This window comes from Amycolatopsis sp. NPDC051045 (genome assembly GCF_040682955.1).
In the GTDB taxonomy this organism is placed as follows: domain Bacteria; phylum Actinomycetota; class Actinomycetes; order Mycobacteriales; family Pseudonocardiaceae; genus Amycolatopsis.
On record NZ_JBFBCC010000020.1, the window covers coordinates 26,556 to 41,088 of the forward strand.

Below are 14,533 nucleotides of genomic sequence, written 5' to 3' on the forward strand. Positions count from 1 at the left end.
GGTTTTCCTCTCCGCCGGTGTCTACGGCCAGACCAGGTACTCGCCTGCCACCCAGCCCATCAGTCTCGTTGATCCGTTGTAGCCGAACCCGTACACCCAGTAGTGCCCACCGGTCGTCGTTCCCGAGCTGCTGCAGAAATCGAACCGCGCACCCCCGGGGAGCTGACCGACGGCGGGGGTGCTGACGCCGGGGGAGGTGTGCACGCGCAGCCAGTTCGTGCTCTGCTGGACATGGGTCACCGAATCGATGGTGCAGCTGTACTTGATCGCATGACCGGCGTCGGCGACCGGCTCCGCGAGTGCCGGTGCCGCCAGGGCCGACAGACACAGGACGGTGACACCGCCCGCCACCAGACTTCGAGAGAAACGCATTCATCCTCCTCGGGTCGGAAAGGCCAGGCTGACAATTCGCCCGGGGCGCGTCGAGGCATTTGCGGTGAGAGGAAATCGGTGCAATGTGGACGCGGCCGGAGAAGATCGTTTTCTCTGGGAAGAAAAGGTGTTTCCGCTCGGTCGCCTCCGTTGCAGGCTCGGTCCGGACACTCCGCACGCCCAGTCAAGGGAGGTTCGATGACAAGATCGAGGATCGGTGTCCGGAAAAGGATTCTGCTCGTGACCGGGGTGCTGACCCTGGCCGGCTCGCTGACGACGCCGGCGGCAGCGATGTCCGAGCCGGCCATCACGTCGCAGACGGCGAGCGTCGACCTGACCGCGGTCAGCCACGCAACACGGTCCGGTGCGGACACAGCGAGGCTGGACCCCGTGGCGCGCAAGGCAGTCGACCAGCACGTCCAGGAGCAAGCGGCGGACAACCGCCTTCTTCCGGAGAGCGACGTCAGCGTCGCGCTCGTCGACAACCCGTTGTCCGGCGGCAAGATCGGCCTGGTCTGGGAGCGCGGCTCCGCGCCGGCGCGGCTGGACGTGTTCCGGGCGGCCCGGGCGGATGGCAGCACGGTGGACGAAGGGCTCGCGGCGGCCTTCACCGAGACCGGGGCGTCCGAGCCGGCTGCCCACGGCAACGGGTTCGGGTACTCCCCGGGCATCAACCCGGCCGGCAACATGTACCTGTACAGCGACGGCTGCCGGACCATCTTCTTCGTGCCGGACTACGCGGCCAACAGGGACCACAAAACGACGACCTGCTTCCAGAAGTGGGCGGAGCACGGCACGGACCAGTGGATCTACAACCGGTGGGCCGAGTTCTTGCAGGGGAACCCGAGCGACACCCTGCTCGACCACGCGAGGACCGTCGACTTCACGATTCGGTCCCGTCCGTGGGCCGGGCAGGAGTCCAAGGTCAACCGGATCTCCACGTGGACACCGCTCGGCGGCGGCAAGAGCTGCTCCGAGGTGCTGAACTTCAGTCTCACGCTCGGGTCGGTCGGACTGTCGGTTCCGGTCCACCAGTGCGAGACCCGGACGTCGCTGGCGAACGCGACGGCGAAGTCGATGGGCGTCGACTGGGACGGGTCGACCTCGTCCCAGCTGTTCCTCGACTTCGGGCTGGGGTTGCACGCGGCGAACAGCACCGTGGTCCCGGTCTACGCGGACTACGTGTGGGCTGAAGTGCAGCACTGCGAGGACTCCGACTGCCTGGTCGGGGCGTGGCACTCGCAGTACCTGACGTGGCGGGAAAGCGGCTGGTGAGTATCGCCACCCGTGATCGGCGGGCGCCGTCGTCCTGGACGGCGAGCGCCCGCCTGATCGTCGCCGCGGTCCTCTTCTGTGCGCCGGCCGTCGCCGGCTGCACCGAGCAGGCGTCCCCCTCGCCCGCACCCGTCACGGCTTGTGACGCCCCGGTCGTCAGAGGAACCTGCGCGAGCATCGGCACCGGTGGACAGCAGTGGCGTTACGCTCTGCTCCGCGCGCCCCGGTCCACCACCAGGACGGTTCTGGTGGACTTCGGTGGGCCGGGGCTAGCCGTGCTGGCCGGCAACGGCAGGCTGCAGGCCTTCCGGGACGCCTTCCCTCGGCTCGCCGACGGTGCCAACCTGCTCGCGCTGGAAGAACCGTGGGTTCGCCGGACACCGTCCCCCGCGTGCCGGACGGCGTTGCGCCGGTACTACCACGACGTCCGCGAGGTGGGACCGTACGCGAGCCATGCAGTGGATGTCCGGTACTCGTGCCGGCTGAGTCCCAGCGGTGAGTGGGGTTTCGAGCCGGCCGGCTTCGACCGCGCGATACGAGCTGTCCTCCGCCAGGAGCGGCTCCGGCTCGACGGGTTCGTCGGCATGTCCTTCGGCTCGGTCCGCCTCTCCTACCTCACCGATCCGCGGCCTGCCTGGAGCGTCCTGGTCAGACCGTTCCCCGTCGGCGCCACCGGGACGGAGGTGATCGATTCGAGGGCGCAAAGGACCGCGGCGATCGTGCTCGAGTCCGGAAACGGGACCGCGGTGACCGCGAACAGCGACAACGCCGGGCGGTTCGACCTGCTCTCCGCGTTGGTCGAACTCGGGTACCTCGACGATCGTCAAGCGGCTGACCTCCTGCCGCACCTCACACACGGGGATGCGCCGGCACTCGCCCACACCCTCGCCGGCCAGTTGTGGCAGACCTACGGCGACGGCGACCTCTCGGCGGGCTTCCTGGCCTATCTGGACGAGATGTGCCGGGTGGCCGCGCCCTGGCCGGGCAGCGCGGCACCGGCCGGCGACCTCCTCACGGTCGCGGTCGGCACGGTGCTGGCCGCGGCACACCGGCCATGCGGCAGCGAGACGCCGCCGCGCCCCGTGGTTTCCGGCACCGACCGCATGTGCCTGGTGGTGTCGGCAACGGATCCGGTCGCCTCCGAAGCGCTGGTCCGGCGGCAGTACGCCGCCCTGAAGCAGGTGCGGTGGGTCCGGTCGGCGGTGCGTTCGCACAGTTCCCTCGACGGCTTGGCCGGCTGCCTCGACCAGGTGGCCGCCGCGGGCCGATGAGGTCACCGGCCGGCGTTTTCCCCGACCAGCAACGCAAGACCCAGGGACGTCGTGCTGTGCAGCACGACCGTGCCTCGTCGCTCGCTCGTGACCAGGCCCGTCTCGCGCAGCACGGTGGCCTGCTTGCTCGCCGTGCCGATGGACGTGCCGAGGTGCGCAGCGAGCTCCGTCGTGGTGTGGGGCGCGAGCAGCGCGCGCAGGCATTCCGCTCGCGTGCGGCCGAGCAACGCCACCAGGTGTTCCGAGACGAGGACGTCCGGGCCGGCGGCGTGACCGAGCGCCTGGAACACCAGCACCGGTGGCAGCTCCGGGTCGAGCCACGTGACCGGGCTGCCCTGGCAGAAGTAGGACCCCTGCAAACTCAGCCCACGGCCACGCAGGTGCACCACGCGGTTCACCGGGTAGCTGGTGCGCAGCACTCGCCCGTCCCAGCCCAGGACTCCGGGCAGGTTCGCCAGCAACGCGTGCACGCCGTGCGTGGCCAGCTCCTGTGCGCGCGCGGCGTGGTCGGTCGCGACCAGCTCGCGGATCCGCGCCCAGTACGGAGCGATCAGCAGATCGTCCGCGTCGCGAAGCGCCCGCACCAGCTCCCGCCTCATCGCCTGGTCGTCCTGGGCGAGCGAGCGGACCCACCCCGGCACCGGACGGTCGGCGAACACCGTGGCCAGGTCGGCGCGAACCCGGGACCGCGGCGTGCAGAGCACGGCCTCGCAACCCGCGCCGACCTCGGTCACCGGTCCCGGCGGGGTGAGGAAGTCGGGGAACGCGCCTCGTCCCGGGACCAGATCCCGCACCAGCGCCACCGCGTCGATGCCCCGGCTCGCCCCGGCGAGCCGCCGGTCACACTCCTGCCGCCAGCCGGCCAGCGACGCGGGCAGCCGCGACAGCCGGGTCTTGTGGACCCCGAGGGCCAGCTCCCACATCGGATCCGCGGCCGTGGCCAGCCGCACCCGTTGCAGATCCTGCCGGTCGAACACCATCCGCAGCTCCACGGCTCCCCCGGGGTGTCGATGCCGGAATCGCCTCCCCGGATTCCGGCACGTCGGCCCATGATGGCCGCCCGGCGGTGCACAAACCTTGAAGGAACATGACGGCGGCCGAGCACTCTCAGCGCGCGCTCCTATCGGGCCGCGGGGCCGCCGGCAGTGTTCGTTCACACCAGGACCTGGCGCCGGCCACACAGGCGTGGATGGCGTCCGGCCGCCATCGCCAGACGTGGCCGGCCGGTGGGCCGGGATCGAGCCCGAGCGTGCCGGCCACGCCCGCGAAGCAGATCGGGACGGGCAAGCCGAGCTCGCGGCGGAGCGTGTCCCAGCGCCGGACCAGTTCCCTGCTACCTGCCGCATCGCCGAGGTCGGCGGCCAGCAGCGCGGCTTCGAGGACGCCGGAAAGGCTGAAGCGGAACTGCGACCGGCCGGTCGCCAGCTCCAGGCCACCGCACAGGGTCCGCAGCGCGGCCTGCGGGTCGCCGCACCGCCGTTGGGCCTCCGCGAGGAGGATCCGCACCATCGTGAACCGCGGGGTCACCCGAGGATGGGTGGCCGTCAGCAGGACCCAGGTGTCGTCGAGAAAGCGGCGGGCGAGGTCCACGCGCCCGACGACCAGGTGGTACAGGCCGATCACGCGGCGCGGGCTGTCCTGTTCCGCGGCGTGCGCCACGTCCCCGACCAGGGTCTGGAGCCGGGTCACCGCCTCGGCCGCGATGACGAAGTCACCGTGCCCGAGCGCCGCTTCCGCCCGTACGGTCAGCAACGCGGCGAGCGACGACGCGCCCGGCTCGACGCCCCGGCTGTCGTACTCGAGGCTGATCGCGAGCGCGCGGCCGTACCGGCCCCACGTGAGCAGCACCGAGGTGGCCGCGTTGCACACGGTGAGGACGTCGTCGTGTTCGGCGGAACGCAAGGCCCGCGCGAGCGTCGGTTCCACCTCGTCCAGCACCGAGGGATCGAGGACGGCCAGCTTCGCGGAGAGCATGGCCGCGGAGGCTTCCACGAATTCGCGTGGGCGATGGCGCGCCAGTTCTCCGGCCACCCGGCGAAGCAGCTCGAGACCGCGGAGTTCGTCGTCCACCAGCTTGGCGACCAGCGCCTCGTGGAACCGCAGCAGCGCGTGCACTTCGGGCCGTTCACCGAGGCCGGGGACCGAAAGCGTCCGCTTCAGCCAGTCCCGGCCCTCGTCGAGGTAGCCGTCGTTCACCAGCCAGAACTCGAACAGACGGGCCACGATCTCCGCGGCGTCGAGCGAACGCGCCGTGCGGAGACCGAACTCGAGGCACTGGCGCAGGTTCGCGGCGTCGGCTTCGAGCGATCGCAGCTCGGCCACCCGGTGGTGGTAGTGCGGCAGCTGATCCACGTGCTGTGCCAAGGCCAGGACGTGCTCGAGGTGCCGGCTCCGGACCACGTCCTGCTCGTCGAGCGCTTGCAGCCGCTCGGCCGCGAAGTTCCTGATGACCTCGAGCATGCGGTACCGGCGCACCTGGCCGTGCGCGTAGGGCTGGATGAGCGAGCGGTCGACCAGCGCGGCGAGGGTCGCGGCGGTCAGGTCCTCGTCCAGCGGCGGGAAACCGCACACCGCTTCCGCGTCGTTCGCCGTGAAGCCCGAGGCGAACGCCGACAGCCGGACGAAGAGCCGTCGTTGCGGCTCGGACAGCAGCTGGAACGACCAGTCGAGCGTCGCCTCCAGGGTCCGGTGCCGGGAGCCGCTGCTCGTGGTCGTCCGGAAGAGCAGGGTCATGTTGTGCCCGAGCCGGTTCACCAGGTCGTCGAAGGCGAAGGTCCGTGCCCGCGCCGCCACGAGTTCCAGCGCGAGCGGCAAGCCGTCGAGCCTGCGGCAGATCTCCGCGATGTACTCCAGGTCGTCGTCGGTGACGACGACCGACGGCGCCGAACTAGCCACCCGTTCGACGAACAGCGCGATCGCCGCGTCGCCGCGGTCCGCCGGGCGACCGCGCGGGGGGACGGCCAAGGGTTCGAGGGCGAAGAGCGCCTCGCCGGAGACGCTCAGCGGCTGCCGTGAGGTGGTGAGCACGGTCAGCTCGGCGCAGTTGCCGAGCAAGTGCACCACGAGCTCGGCGACCTCGGCGGCGACGTGCTCGCAGTTGTCGAGCACCAGGATGGTCGGCCGGTCCGCGAGCAGGCGCTCGACGGTGACGAGGGAGTCGTCGCCCGCGTCGCCGGCGTCGCCGCCGAGTGTCGCCCGCGCCAGGTGGATGATCTGGCGGGCCGAGGTGACGGCCGCGAGGGACAGCACGACGGCAGCCAGCCGGCGAGCTCGCGCGACGGTCTGCGCGACGACGAGAGCCAGCGCCGTCTTCCCGCAGCCGCCCACTCCGGTGACCGTGACGAGCCGGCGCTGTCCGAGCAGCCGGACCAGCGCGCGCTGGTCGTCGTCGCGGCCGATCAGCGTGCCGAGATGCGGGCGCGGGCCGTGCCAGTGCGGCTCGCCCGGCCGCGACGCGTCCGGCGTTCCTGTCGTCCGCAGGATGTCCTGGTGGAGTGCGCGGAGGGGCGCGCTCGGTTCCGTACCGAGCTCACTCACGATCCGCCGGCGGGCGGCGGCGTAGGTTTCCAGCGCCTCGGCGCTGCGCCCGGTGTCGTGGAGGGCGCGGACGAGCCGGCCGACGAGGGCCTCGGCGAGCGGGTATTCGGACAGCAGCTCGCTCAGCCGGTCGATGACGCGGCCGGCGTCGCCGAGCCGCGACTCGAGCTCGGCCCATTCCGCCGCGGCGGTTATCCGGTACTGCTCGAGCCGGCGGCGGACGCCGTCCACCCATTCTCCGGTGAGGCCGTCCAGCGGCGTCCCGTGCCATTCCTGGAGCGCTTCCCGAAGCAATGATCTTCGGGTTTCGTCATCGATGGCCGAATCGCGCGCTTGGTTCAGCAGATGCCGAAACCGTTGGTAATCGATTGCCGCCGAGGGGACGTCGAAAAGGTATCCGCCGGTGGTCCGGCGCAGCGGCACCGAATCGCCGAAATCGGGGACGTGGCGCCGCAGCAGTCCGCGAAGCCGGGCGATGTAGCTGTAGAGCGTGTTCCGGACGTTGTCCGGTGGAGCGTCACCCCAGACGCGGTCGATGAGCGTCTCCACCGACACGAGCCGGCCGACCGAGAACAGGAGCACGGCGAGCACACTCTGCTGCTTTCGCGGGCCGAGGTTGACCCGTTCGCCGCCCACGCGCAGCTCGAGTGGCCCCAACACCCGGAAGTCGACGTCTTTCGTTTGCCCTCCCCGCGCGACGCGCCCGGCATTCTCGTCGGTCCGGCGCCGGCTCACGAGTCAACCACAGTCGAGGCGCCGATCTCAAGGACGCGAAAATCCGGTCGAGGAGGGGAATGTCCACCTCTTAGACTCTTGCCATGTTCGAGTACCACGGGTGGATCACGCTTCGCTCGACCGCCGAAGCCCTCGACGACGAGCCGTCCCTGCGGCTCGGCGAGATCCACACCCTGGTGGACGAATCGCGGCGGTTCGCACGGAGCGGCTGTGGTCGGCTTGTTCGCCAAGGTCGGCCGGCTCGCCCCCGGGTCATACGGCCTGCTGTACGTCCTCGACGACGGAGACCCCGAGCATCAGCAGAGCTTCCGTGTCTTCCGGCTGGTCCGAGGCGTGGTCACCGAACACGTGGACCACTTCTTGTCGCCGGTGATCCCCACGCTGGAAGACGCGGAGACGAGCTGACGACGAGGAGGACGGGTCGCCGGGTAGGCGGGTCGATGCACACGGCTCAAGCAAGCCCCTGTGGGCGATTCAGGAGTACAGAGTTGCTGGTTCCTTGTCGGCGCCTGTGTCCCGTGGGCGATGATGTGTTGTCTGGTGATCGCCTTGCGAGTGGTGCGGTGCCACTGTTCCCATTCACGGGGACTTTGTGGCTCGCGGTCGGCGTGCAGGAGCAGGTCCCCGCATATCGGGCAGCGTCCTTTCTGCTTGCGTAGCAGGAAAAGGGTGCTGCGATCGAGTGGAGGTGTGCGCTTGCGTCGCCGGTCGGCCCAGTAGTCGGCGTGAGCGGGGTCGTCCGGCGACGCCTCGCTGCGGACCAACCGGTGCCGGACGATCTTGGTCCAGGCGAACTTGGGCAGGTAGGCGCCGCTGTCGCGGTCGCCGAACACCCAGCGGTCCTGCCTGGGTTTGTGATACCGGCCGAAGTATCGGGTGATGACCCAGGACTTCGGCTTGTCGGGGTGGTGGTGACATGCCACTTGTAAGTGAGTCGCCACATGTAGGTGTCCAAGGCCGCGAAGACCCTCGACGATGCCACAGTCCGGAAACGGTGCTGCGGTGGCATCGTGACCTGGTGAAACATCGTCATGCCCGCGTGAATCGAGGCCTGGGCGTCCTTGTACTCTTACCTCGATCCGTCGTCTCGTTCTCAGGCTGGCGGCCGAGAACCGCTCGTGGGGCTACCGGCGCATCCATGGCGAACTCGCCCTGCTTGGTATCAGGGTCGCTGCCTCCACTGTGTGGGTGGGCTGACTTCCTGCGGTCCTAGGCTGAGGCGATCCCGGCGATGGATTTCGTCGAGTCCGTCACCCTTACCGGGCGCCAGTGCATCCTCGCCGCCGTCCACCGCGCACCCCACCCATGCCTGGGTGACGCAAGCTGTCCGCAATCTGCTCTTGCCGGTCGCGGTGACGTGCTGGGTACTGGGTATCTCCCGGCAGACCGACAAGATCGTCGGTATTCGATCGGTTCTCACATGCGAGCTTCACTCGCGGTCGCGGCGCCAGTTTCGGTCAGCAGCGTACCGGCGTCTGTTACGGGCTGACCGGGCCGATGGGCCGGGTCGGCGCGTGCGGTGACAACGCCGCAAAGGGAATCATTCCTTTCCGTACTGCAAAGGAACTTCCTGGACACGCGTCGCTGGCGCACCCGCGAAGAGCTGATACTGGCGATCGTGTCCTGGATCGAGACGAAGTACCACCGTGAGCGTCGCCTGGGCAAGCTCACCCCGGTCGAGTTTGGGACCATCTATACGACCGCACCAACGGCCTAAACCTGCCGGCCCCCGGTGTCAGCCGAAGTTTGGGCAGCTCAACCCCGTATTCACTCCATACAAGGAAACCCACTCGCATGGGGGTGACTGGCCACCCATCGTCTTGCCAACCGGGCTGAGGGGGTGAACGCTGTGGCCCGGGGTAGTGATCCCGGACCCTGGTCATCAACCCACTCGGAACCGTGGCAACAGCCCGGATCCACGCCACGAGTGGAGATTGAGCATGAGACCGACAGCACGTATCACCACGGCCGGACGGGTCTGTCGGGGCCTGACCGGTTTGGGTCTCGCAACAGGGTTGACTTTGCTGGCCCCTGGCATAGCCAACGCTGATCCGGTCGGGTGCACCCGAACCCCCAACGGGTCCGGGGACAACATCGTGTGCACCGCCGGCATTCCCGGCGGTCAAACTCTCACCGGCACCCCTCTCAACGACAGCATCACCATCACCGGCGCCCCCGTTGCCGGCAGCATCCTCGCCGTCGGCGGCAACGACACGATTCTCGTTACCGGCACCGCAGGCTCCATCGGCACCGCGGGCGGTGCCGGCGCCAACGGCACCAGCACACACCCGGCCGGTTTCGCCGGTGGGGCCGGCGCGGCCGGTGGCGTCGGCGGTATCGGCGTCACCACCGCCGGGATCATCGACGGCGGTGACGGCGTGGACGGCATCACCGTCATCGGTGGCGCAGGCGGCGCGGGCGGTCTCGGCGGAGGAGGCGGTAACGGAGTCCTCGGTGGCGCAGGTGGAGCAGGTGGTGTCGGCGGTGCCGGGGGCGCCGGCGGTATCGCCAGCGCGGGAACCATCCACGGCGGTGCCGGTAACGACACCATCACCGTCACCGGCGGCGCCGGTGGCCTTGGCAACACCGGCGGTAACGGCGGCAACAGTGGCCCCTCCGCCGGTACGGGTGGCGTAGGCGGCGTCGGTGGCGCAGGTGCCGTCGGTGGGATCGGTAACTCCGGGAGCATCACCGGCGATGCCGACACGAACAACATCACCGTCCTGGGCGGCCTCGGTGCCGCAGGCGGTAACGGCGGGAACTCCGGCGCGGGGCACGGCGGCGGCACAGGCGGTAAAGGCGGCGTCGGCGGTGCCGGGGGTCTCGGTAGCTCCGGCACAGTCACCGGCGGTGGCGGCGTTGACACGATCAAAGTCACCGGCGGGGCCGGCGGCAACGCCGGGACTGGTGGCAAGGGCGGCAACGGCAACGGCCTCGGCGAGCCCGGTGGCGCCGGCGGAGCCGGTGGTGCGGGCGGCGCAGGCGGTGTCGGTAACAACGGGACCGTCAACGGCGGGCTCGGCGACGACACCCTCACCGTGACCGGTGGCAAGGGTGGTAACGGCGGCGCAGGAGGAAACGGCGGCAACGGCTGCCTCCCCGGTGCGGGCGGCCCCGGCGGCTCCGGCGGCACTTTGGGTGCCGGCGGTGTCGGTAACTCCGGGACCGCCACCGGCGGTGGCGGCACGGACGTCATCGCCCTCGTCAACGGCATCAACGGTGTCAACGGCGCCAATGGCGCGGCCGGCGGCGGCATCCTCGTCTGCCTCTGACCAACGGCAGCAGCGGCACTGAAGGCCAGTAGCACTGGAAGGCAGCGGCAACATCACCGGCACACCGAAGGTGTTGCCGCTGCCGGCCAGCCCGTGGCCGCCCGGCTCCGGCGGACCGCCGCGCCGAGCAGCGGACAGACCCGGCAACAACACCACGTTTAGTGGACGGCCTTGAAGTGGACGAACCATGTGGTGTGGTAGGTCATGCCCTGGCAGCGTACGTCGGTGTCGGCTTTGAGCTTCACGGCATCAATCATTTTGTGGTTGGCCTCGTGCTTCGCGAGGGTGGGCTGGTGGGGGTCCGCGCCGACGGTGGACAGTTCGATCTGGTCGTGGCAGTAGGGCTTGTCGGCGGGGTTCGCGAGGGTGTCGATGACGATGTCGCCGGCGGAGAGGGGCTGTACTTCGGCCTTCATGTTGGCGTGCGGGTTCGTCAGGGTGAGGGTGACGTACGCGGTTTCACCCGGCAGCAGAACGCCGATTTGTGTGCCGGGAACCGTGGCGTGGATGACGGACTCGGGCGAGCCTGCCGCGCCGTTCGCGATGTCGTGCTGGACGACCGCGGCGATCGAGAAGACACTGACGGCCACTACGGCGGCGTGGATGAGCGGCAGTGGATTGTCCTTCCCCTTACTGCGCATGGGTTTCTCCATTCTCGCATCTACCGATGGTGTGCGACAACCACGGGGCCGGCGCAGTCTCGTAGTTGTCGTTGGTGCCGGCTCCGCGCTCCGCGACACCGGCCGCGGCGGTGTCGTCCGGAGCGACGAAGAACTCGATGATCGAACTCACGGGGCGATTGTGGGCCTGTCGCCGCGCCGCTCCCGCCGGACCCGTGCCGCTCATCTCAAGTGAGGCCAACGGGACCGAGGAACAGCGAAGATCCGGCTGTCACGGGGTCGGGGTCATGAGTCCGGCTTCGTAGGCGGTGATGACGAGCTGGACCCGGTCGCGGGCGGCGAGTTTGTCGAGCAGGTTGGTGACGTGGGCTTTGGCGGTGCCGTGGCTGATGTGCAGGTGGGTGGCGATCTCGTGGTTGGACAGGCCGCGGGCTACCAGGACCAGTACCTCGTGTTCGCGTCCGGTGACGTCGTTGAGCTTGCGTGGGGGCGAGGCGGGTTGGAGGCGCGCGGCGAACTCCTCGATGAGCCGGCGGGTGACGGTCGGTGCGATCAGGGCGTTCCCCGCGGCGCGATGCGAACATCGCGATGCCGACTGTCGAAGCTGCTGCGAGCCAAGGACGTCAGCCAGCCGGTGCGGCTCGTGCTGCCACCGACGTTCATCTGAGGTTCCCTGGCGCGATGAGGCCGCTTTCGTAGGCGAAGACGACCGCCTGGACCCGGTCGCGGGCGCCGAGCTTGACGAGGATGCGCGAAACGTGGGTCTTGACGGTGCCTTCACCGATGTAGAGATGCCTGCCGATCTCGGCGTTGGACATTCCCTGGGCTATGTCCCGCAAGACATCGGTTTCGCGAGCAGTCAACGTGTCAAGCGTTTCGATGAGGGTCGGGTCGTGGGTGGGAGCCGCTGCGGCGACCTGCTTGATGAGTTTCATCGTGACCGATGGAGCGAGTAGTCCGTTCCCGGAGGCGATGACGCGAATAGCGCTCAAAATCTCCTCGGGAGGCGAGTTCTTCAGCAAGAACCCGGAGGCGCCGGCTTTCAGCGCGGCGTGGACGTAGTCGTCGTCCTCGAAAGTTGTCAGTATCAGGACGCGGGTGTCCGTGCTGCGGGTGACTTCGCTGGTCGCGGCGATGCCATCAAGCCGTGGCATGCGGATGTCGAGGACGGCGACGTCCGGATGCTCGCTGAGCACCCTCGTGACGGCTTCGCGGCCATCGGCCGCTTCACCGACGAGGGTCATGTCGGCCTGAAGATCGATTACGGTACGCAGGGCGTCGCGCATCAACGGCTGGTCATCGGCGATGACGACGCGGATCATCGGCCGCCTTCCATCGGCAGCCGAGCGTGGACCCGATAACCGCCGTCGGGCAGGGCGCCCGCGTTGAGCGTGCCGTCGAACATTCTCACCCTGTCTCTCATCCCCGTCGTTCCGTGTCCGCGCGTGGCGCGGTCGGATCCAGTCAAGTTCTTCGCGCCGCCGGCGCGCGCGTTGGTCACGGTCACCTCGACCGCGGTGGACGTCACCGACACAGCTACCGAGGTCGATGCCCTACCCGCGTGCTCCAGCACGTTCGTCAGTGACTGTTCCACAATGCGATAGGCCGATAGCTGGAGAGCTTCGTCGGGCACGGGATTGCCGGCATTGAGCCGCCAGTCGAGCGACATCTCGATATCCAGTCCTACCTTGGTGAAGTCCCCGGCGAGCCGCGGCAGATCGGCCAGACCCGGCTGTGGGCTCAACGGCGCGGATCCGACGACAGGGCCGTCATTGGGCACCTCCGCGGCGGGTGCCTTGAGGGCGCCCAGCATACGACGCATTTCGCCGACCGCTTGCCTGGCGGCATCTTCCACCCCGAGCAACGCCGTCTCCGCACGTTCCGGGTCGGCGCGCACGGCGAGGCGGGCGGCTCCGGCTTGCACGCCCATGACGCTCACGTGGTGGGCGACGATGTCGTGCAGCTCCCGTGCGATGCGTCCGCGTTCCTCCAGCACGGCCCGGACGGCCTCCAGTTGCCGCTCGGCCTCCAGCCGGGCGGCACGTTCCGTCAGGGCAGTCAACGCGCGCCGCCGGGCTTCGACGTTCGCACCGAGGAGCCACGGGATCCAGATCGGCAGGGCGGCGACGGCCACCGCGGCGGGAACCGAATAGCCGCCGGCGGAGTCACCCAGCCAGTCCGTCGCCGCCCACGCCAGGGGACCGACCCCGGCGGCGGGCAACACCACCCGCGCCGGCCCGCTCCCGTAGGCGGCGACGGCATACCCGGCGAAGAGCAATCCGATGTCGACGGAGCTGTCCTCGGGGCCTGCGGTGAGCAGCTGCAGCGTGCTCCCGGCGACAGCGAGAGCGAAGACGCTCGCGGGTCGCCGTCGGCGCCACGGCATGGACAGCGCACCGGCGGTCAGCACCAGCGCCGCCGGATAGCCGGGTCCGGGCCGGGGTTCCCACGGGTGCAGCTGTGCTGCGCCGGTGAGGAACACCAGGACCGTGATGACGCCGTCGAGAGCCCGGCGCCGCAGCGAGGTGAGCCGGTCGCGGCTGAGCTGGAAGATCACGAGGCCCTCCCGGGCAGACGCGGTTCCGTGCGGCGAACGCCCGGCCGGGTATGCCGCAAGACAGACCTGCGGTCGGTCCTGGGACAGACGCGCGAGCCGGTGCCGGCCGGGCAGCATTCAGCCGTCAAGATCGAACGAAGCGGGGAACCCGAATGAGCGAATACCTTCTGCAGGCGGACACCATCACCAAGGAGTTCGCCGACGGCCGCGGCGAAACGCCCACGCCGGTGTTGCGCGGCATCTCCCTCGGCGTCTTCCCCGGCGAGTTCGTGGCCATCGTGGGGCCGAGCGGGTCCGGCAAGTCGACGCTGCTGTACTGCCTGTCCGGGCTGGAGCCGGTGACGTCCGGGGACGTCACCGTGATGGGCCGGTCCTTGAGCGGCCTTGGCCGGCGGGCGCAGGCCGCGGTCCGTCGCGAACACATCGGCTTCGTTTTCCAGTCCTACAACCTCATCCGCTCGTTGACGGCCTGGGAGAACGTGGCGCTGCCGGCGCGGCTGGCCAAGCGCGCCGTCAGTGCCGAGGACGTGAGCCGCGCGCTGCACCAGGTTGGGCTGGCCGACCGTGCGTCGTACAAGCCGGCCGCGCTCTCCGGTGGCCAGCAGCAGCGGGTCGCCATCGCCCGGGTGCTGGCCATGCGCCCGGACATCGTCTTCGCCGACGAACCCACCGGCGCACTCGACACCGACGCGGGCACCCAGGTGCTCGACCTGCTGCGCGAGGTCAGCGACGGCGGCCGGTCCGTCGTCATGGTGACCCACGACCTGCAGGCCGCGGCCCGGGCGGACCGGGTGCTGGTGCTGCGGGACGGGATGATCCACCGCACGTTGCTCCGGCCCAGCGCCGCGGACGTGCTCGACGCGCTCACCCACGCTCGTGCGGCGGTGGCTTGAC

The 14,533-nt window shown here is 69.6% G+C and carries 13 protein-coding genes and 2 pseudogenes; 7 read left to right on the top strand and 8 right to left on the bottom strand.

What is annotated here, in order from left to right; all coding sequences use genetic code 11:
* Positions 1–21: 21 nt before the first annotated feature.
* Entirely contained in the window at positions 22–372 is a 351-nt protein-coding gene (locus tag AB0M80_RS34735) for a hypothetical protein (protein WP_364573416.1), read from the bottom strand.
* Between the two features lie 240 nt (positions 373–612).
* Between AB0M80_RS34735 and AB0M80_RS34740 the strand changes: the two genes are divergently transcribed.
* Complete coding sequence (locus tag AB0M80_RS34740) at positions 613–1,647, top strand: hypothetical protein (protein ID WP_364573418.1); 1,035 nt, start codon at positions 613–615, stop codon at positions 1,645–1,647.
* Positions 1,644–2,918, top strand: coding sequence for a hypothetical protein (locus AB0M80_RS34745; RefSeq protein WP_364573420.1), 1,275 nt, complete (start codon positions 1,644–1,646; stop codon positions 2,916–2,918). Before AB0M80_RS34740 ends, AB0M80_RS34745 begins: the two co-directional genes overlap by 4 nt.
* A 2-nt stretch (positions 2,919–2,920) precedes the next feature.
* Here the strand turns inward: AB0M80_RS34745 and AB0M80_RS34750 are convergent, their stop codons facing one another.
* Positions 2,921–3,910, bottom strand: coding sequence for a winged helix-turn-helix domain-containing protein (locus tag AB0M80_RS34750; RefSeq protein ID WP_364573422.1), 990 nt, complete (start codon positions 3,908–3,910; stop codon positions 2,921–2,923).
* A 115-nt stretch (positions 3,911–4,025) separates the two neighbouring features.
* Positions 4,026–7,112 carry a BTAD domain-containing putative transcriptional regulator gene (locus tag AB0M80_RS34755; RefSeq protein ID WP_364573424.1) on the bottom strand — a complete coding sequence of 1,029 codons (3,087 nt, stop codon included), beginning with the start codon at positions 7,110–7,112 and terminating at the stop codon, positions 4,026–4,028.
* Between the two features lie 161 nt (positions 7,113–7,273).
* Between AB0M80_RS34755 and AB0M80_RS34760 the strand changes: the two are divergent.
* From AB0M80_RS34760 to AB0M80_RS34770, 3 genes and pseudogenes are all read left to right on the top strand, one after another.
* A pseudogene (locus AB0M80_RS34760) lies at positions 7,274–7,595 on the top strand (Imm7 family immunity protein).
* 1,074 nt (positions 7,596–8,669) lie between these two features.
* Positions 8,670–8,907, top strand: a pseudogene (locus tag AB0M80_RS34765) (IS3 family transposase); the annotation flags it as partial.
* A gap of 379 nt (positions 8,908–9,286) precedes the next feature.
* A complete protein-coding gene (locus AB0M80_RS34770; protein ID WP_364573426.1) occupies positions 9,287–10,462 on the top strand; it encodes a hypothetical protein in 1,176 nt (391 codons plus the stop codon).
* 158 nt (positions 10,463–10,620) lie between these two features.
* Here the strand turns inward: AB0M80_RS34770 and AB0M80_RS34775 are convergent, their stop codons facing one another.
* The 3 genes from AB0M80_RS34775 to AB0M80_RS34785 all read right to left on the bottom strand — a co-directional run bounded on the left by AB0M80_RS34775 (position 10,621) and on the right by AB0M80_RS34785 (position 11,527).
* Positions 10,621–11,103, bottom strand: coding sequence for a hypothetical protein (locus AB0M80_RS34775; protein WP_364573428.1), 483 nt, complete (start codon positions 11,101–11,103; stop codon positions 10,621–10,623).
* The gene (locus AB0M80_RS34780; RefSeq protein ID WP_364573430.1) at positions 11,093–11,254 is read right to left on the bottom strand and encodes a hypothetical protein; all 162 of its coding nucleotides are present in this window, start codon (positions 11,252–11,254) and stop codon (positions 11,093–11,095) included. Before AB0M80_RS34780 ends, AB0M80_RS34775 begins: the two co-directional genes overlap by 11 nt.
* Before the next feature lie 99 nt (positions 11,255–11,353).
* Positions 11,354–11,527, bottom strand: a complete 174-nt coding sequence (locus AB0M80_RS34785) for a LuxR C-terminal-related transcriptional regulator (RefSeq protein WP_364573578.1) — start codon at positions 11,525–11,527, stop codon at positions 11,354–11,356.
* On the opposite strand from AB0M80_RS34785, the gene AB0M80_RS34790 reads away from it, so the two are divergent.
* Complete coding sequence (locus AB0M80_RS34790; RefSeq protein WP_364573586.1) at positions 11,465–11,749, top strand: hypothetical protein; 285 nt, start codon at positions 11,465–11,467, stop codon at positions 11,747–11,749. The two genes, AB0M80_RS34785 and AB0M80_RS34790, sit on opposite strands and share 63 nt — an antisense overlap.
* Here AB0M80_RS34790 and AB0M80_RS34795 read toward each other — a convergent pair.
* Both AB0M80_RS34795 and AB0M80_RS34800 read right to left on the bottom strand, forming a co-directional pair.
* Positions 11,742–12,404, bottom strand: a complete 663-nt coding sequence (locus AB0M80_RS34795; RefSeq protein WP_364573432.1) for a response regulator transcription factor — start codon at positions 12,402–12,404, stop codon at positions 11,742–11,744. The two genes, AB0M80_RS34790 and AB0M80_RS34795, sit on opposite strands and share 8 nt — an antisense overlap.
* The gene (locus AB0M80_RS34800) at positions 12,401–13,639 is read right to left on the bottom strand and encodes a histidine kinase (protein ID WP_364573434.1); all 1,239 of its coding nucleotides are present in this window, start codon (positions 13,637–13,639) and stop codon (positions 12,401–12,403) included. Before AB0M80_RS34800 ends, AB0M80_RS34795 begins: the two co-directional genes overlap by 4 nt.
* A 152-nt stretch (positions 13,640–13,791) precedes the next feature.
* Between AB0M80_RS34800 and AB0M80_RS34805 the strand changes: the two genes are divergently transcribed.
* The gene (locus AB0M80_RS34805; protein WP_364573436.1) at positions 13,792–14,532 is read left to right on the top strand and encodes an ABC transporter ATP-binding protein; all 741 of its coding nucleotides are present in this window, start codon (positions 13,792–13,794) and stop codon (positions 14,530–14,532) included.
* The last annotated feature ends 1 nt before the right edge of the window (position 14,533 follow it).

Coding starts and splice junctions, on each gene's coding strand:
- AB0M80_RS34735 (WP_364573416.1), bottom strand. CDS start 372: ATGCGTTTCTCTCGAAGTCTGGTGGCGGGCGGTGTCACCGTCCTGTGT.
- AB0M80_RS34775 (WP_364573428.1), bottom strand. CDS start 11,103: ATGCGCAGTAAGGGGAAGGACAATCCACTGCCGCTCATCCACGCCGCC.
- AB0M80_RS34795 (WP_364573432.1), bottom strand. CDS start 12,404: ATGATCCGCGTCGTCATCGCCGATGACCAGCCGTTGATGCGCGACGCC.
- AB0M80_RS34805 (WP_364573436.1), top strand. CDS start 13,792: ATGAGCGAATACCTTCTGCAGGCGGACACCATCACCAAGGAGTTCGCC.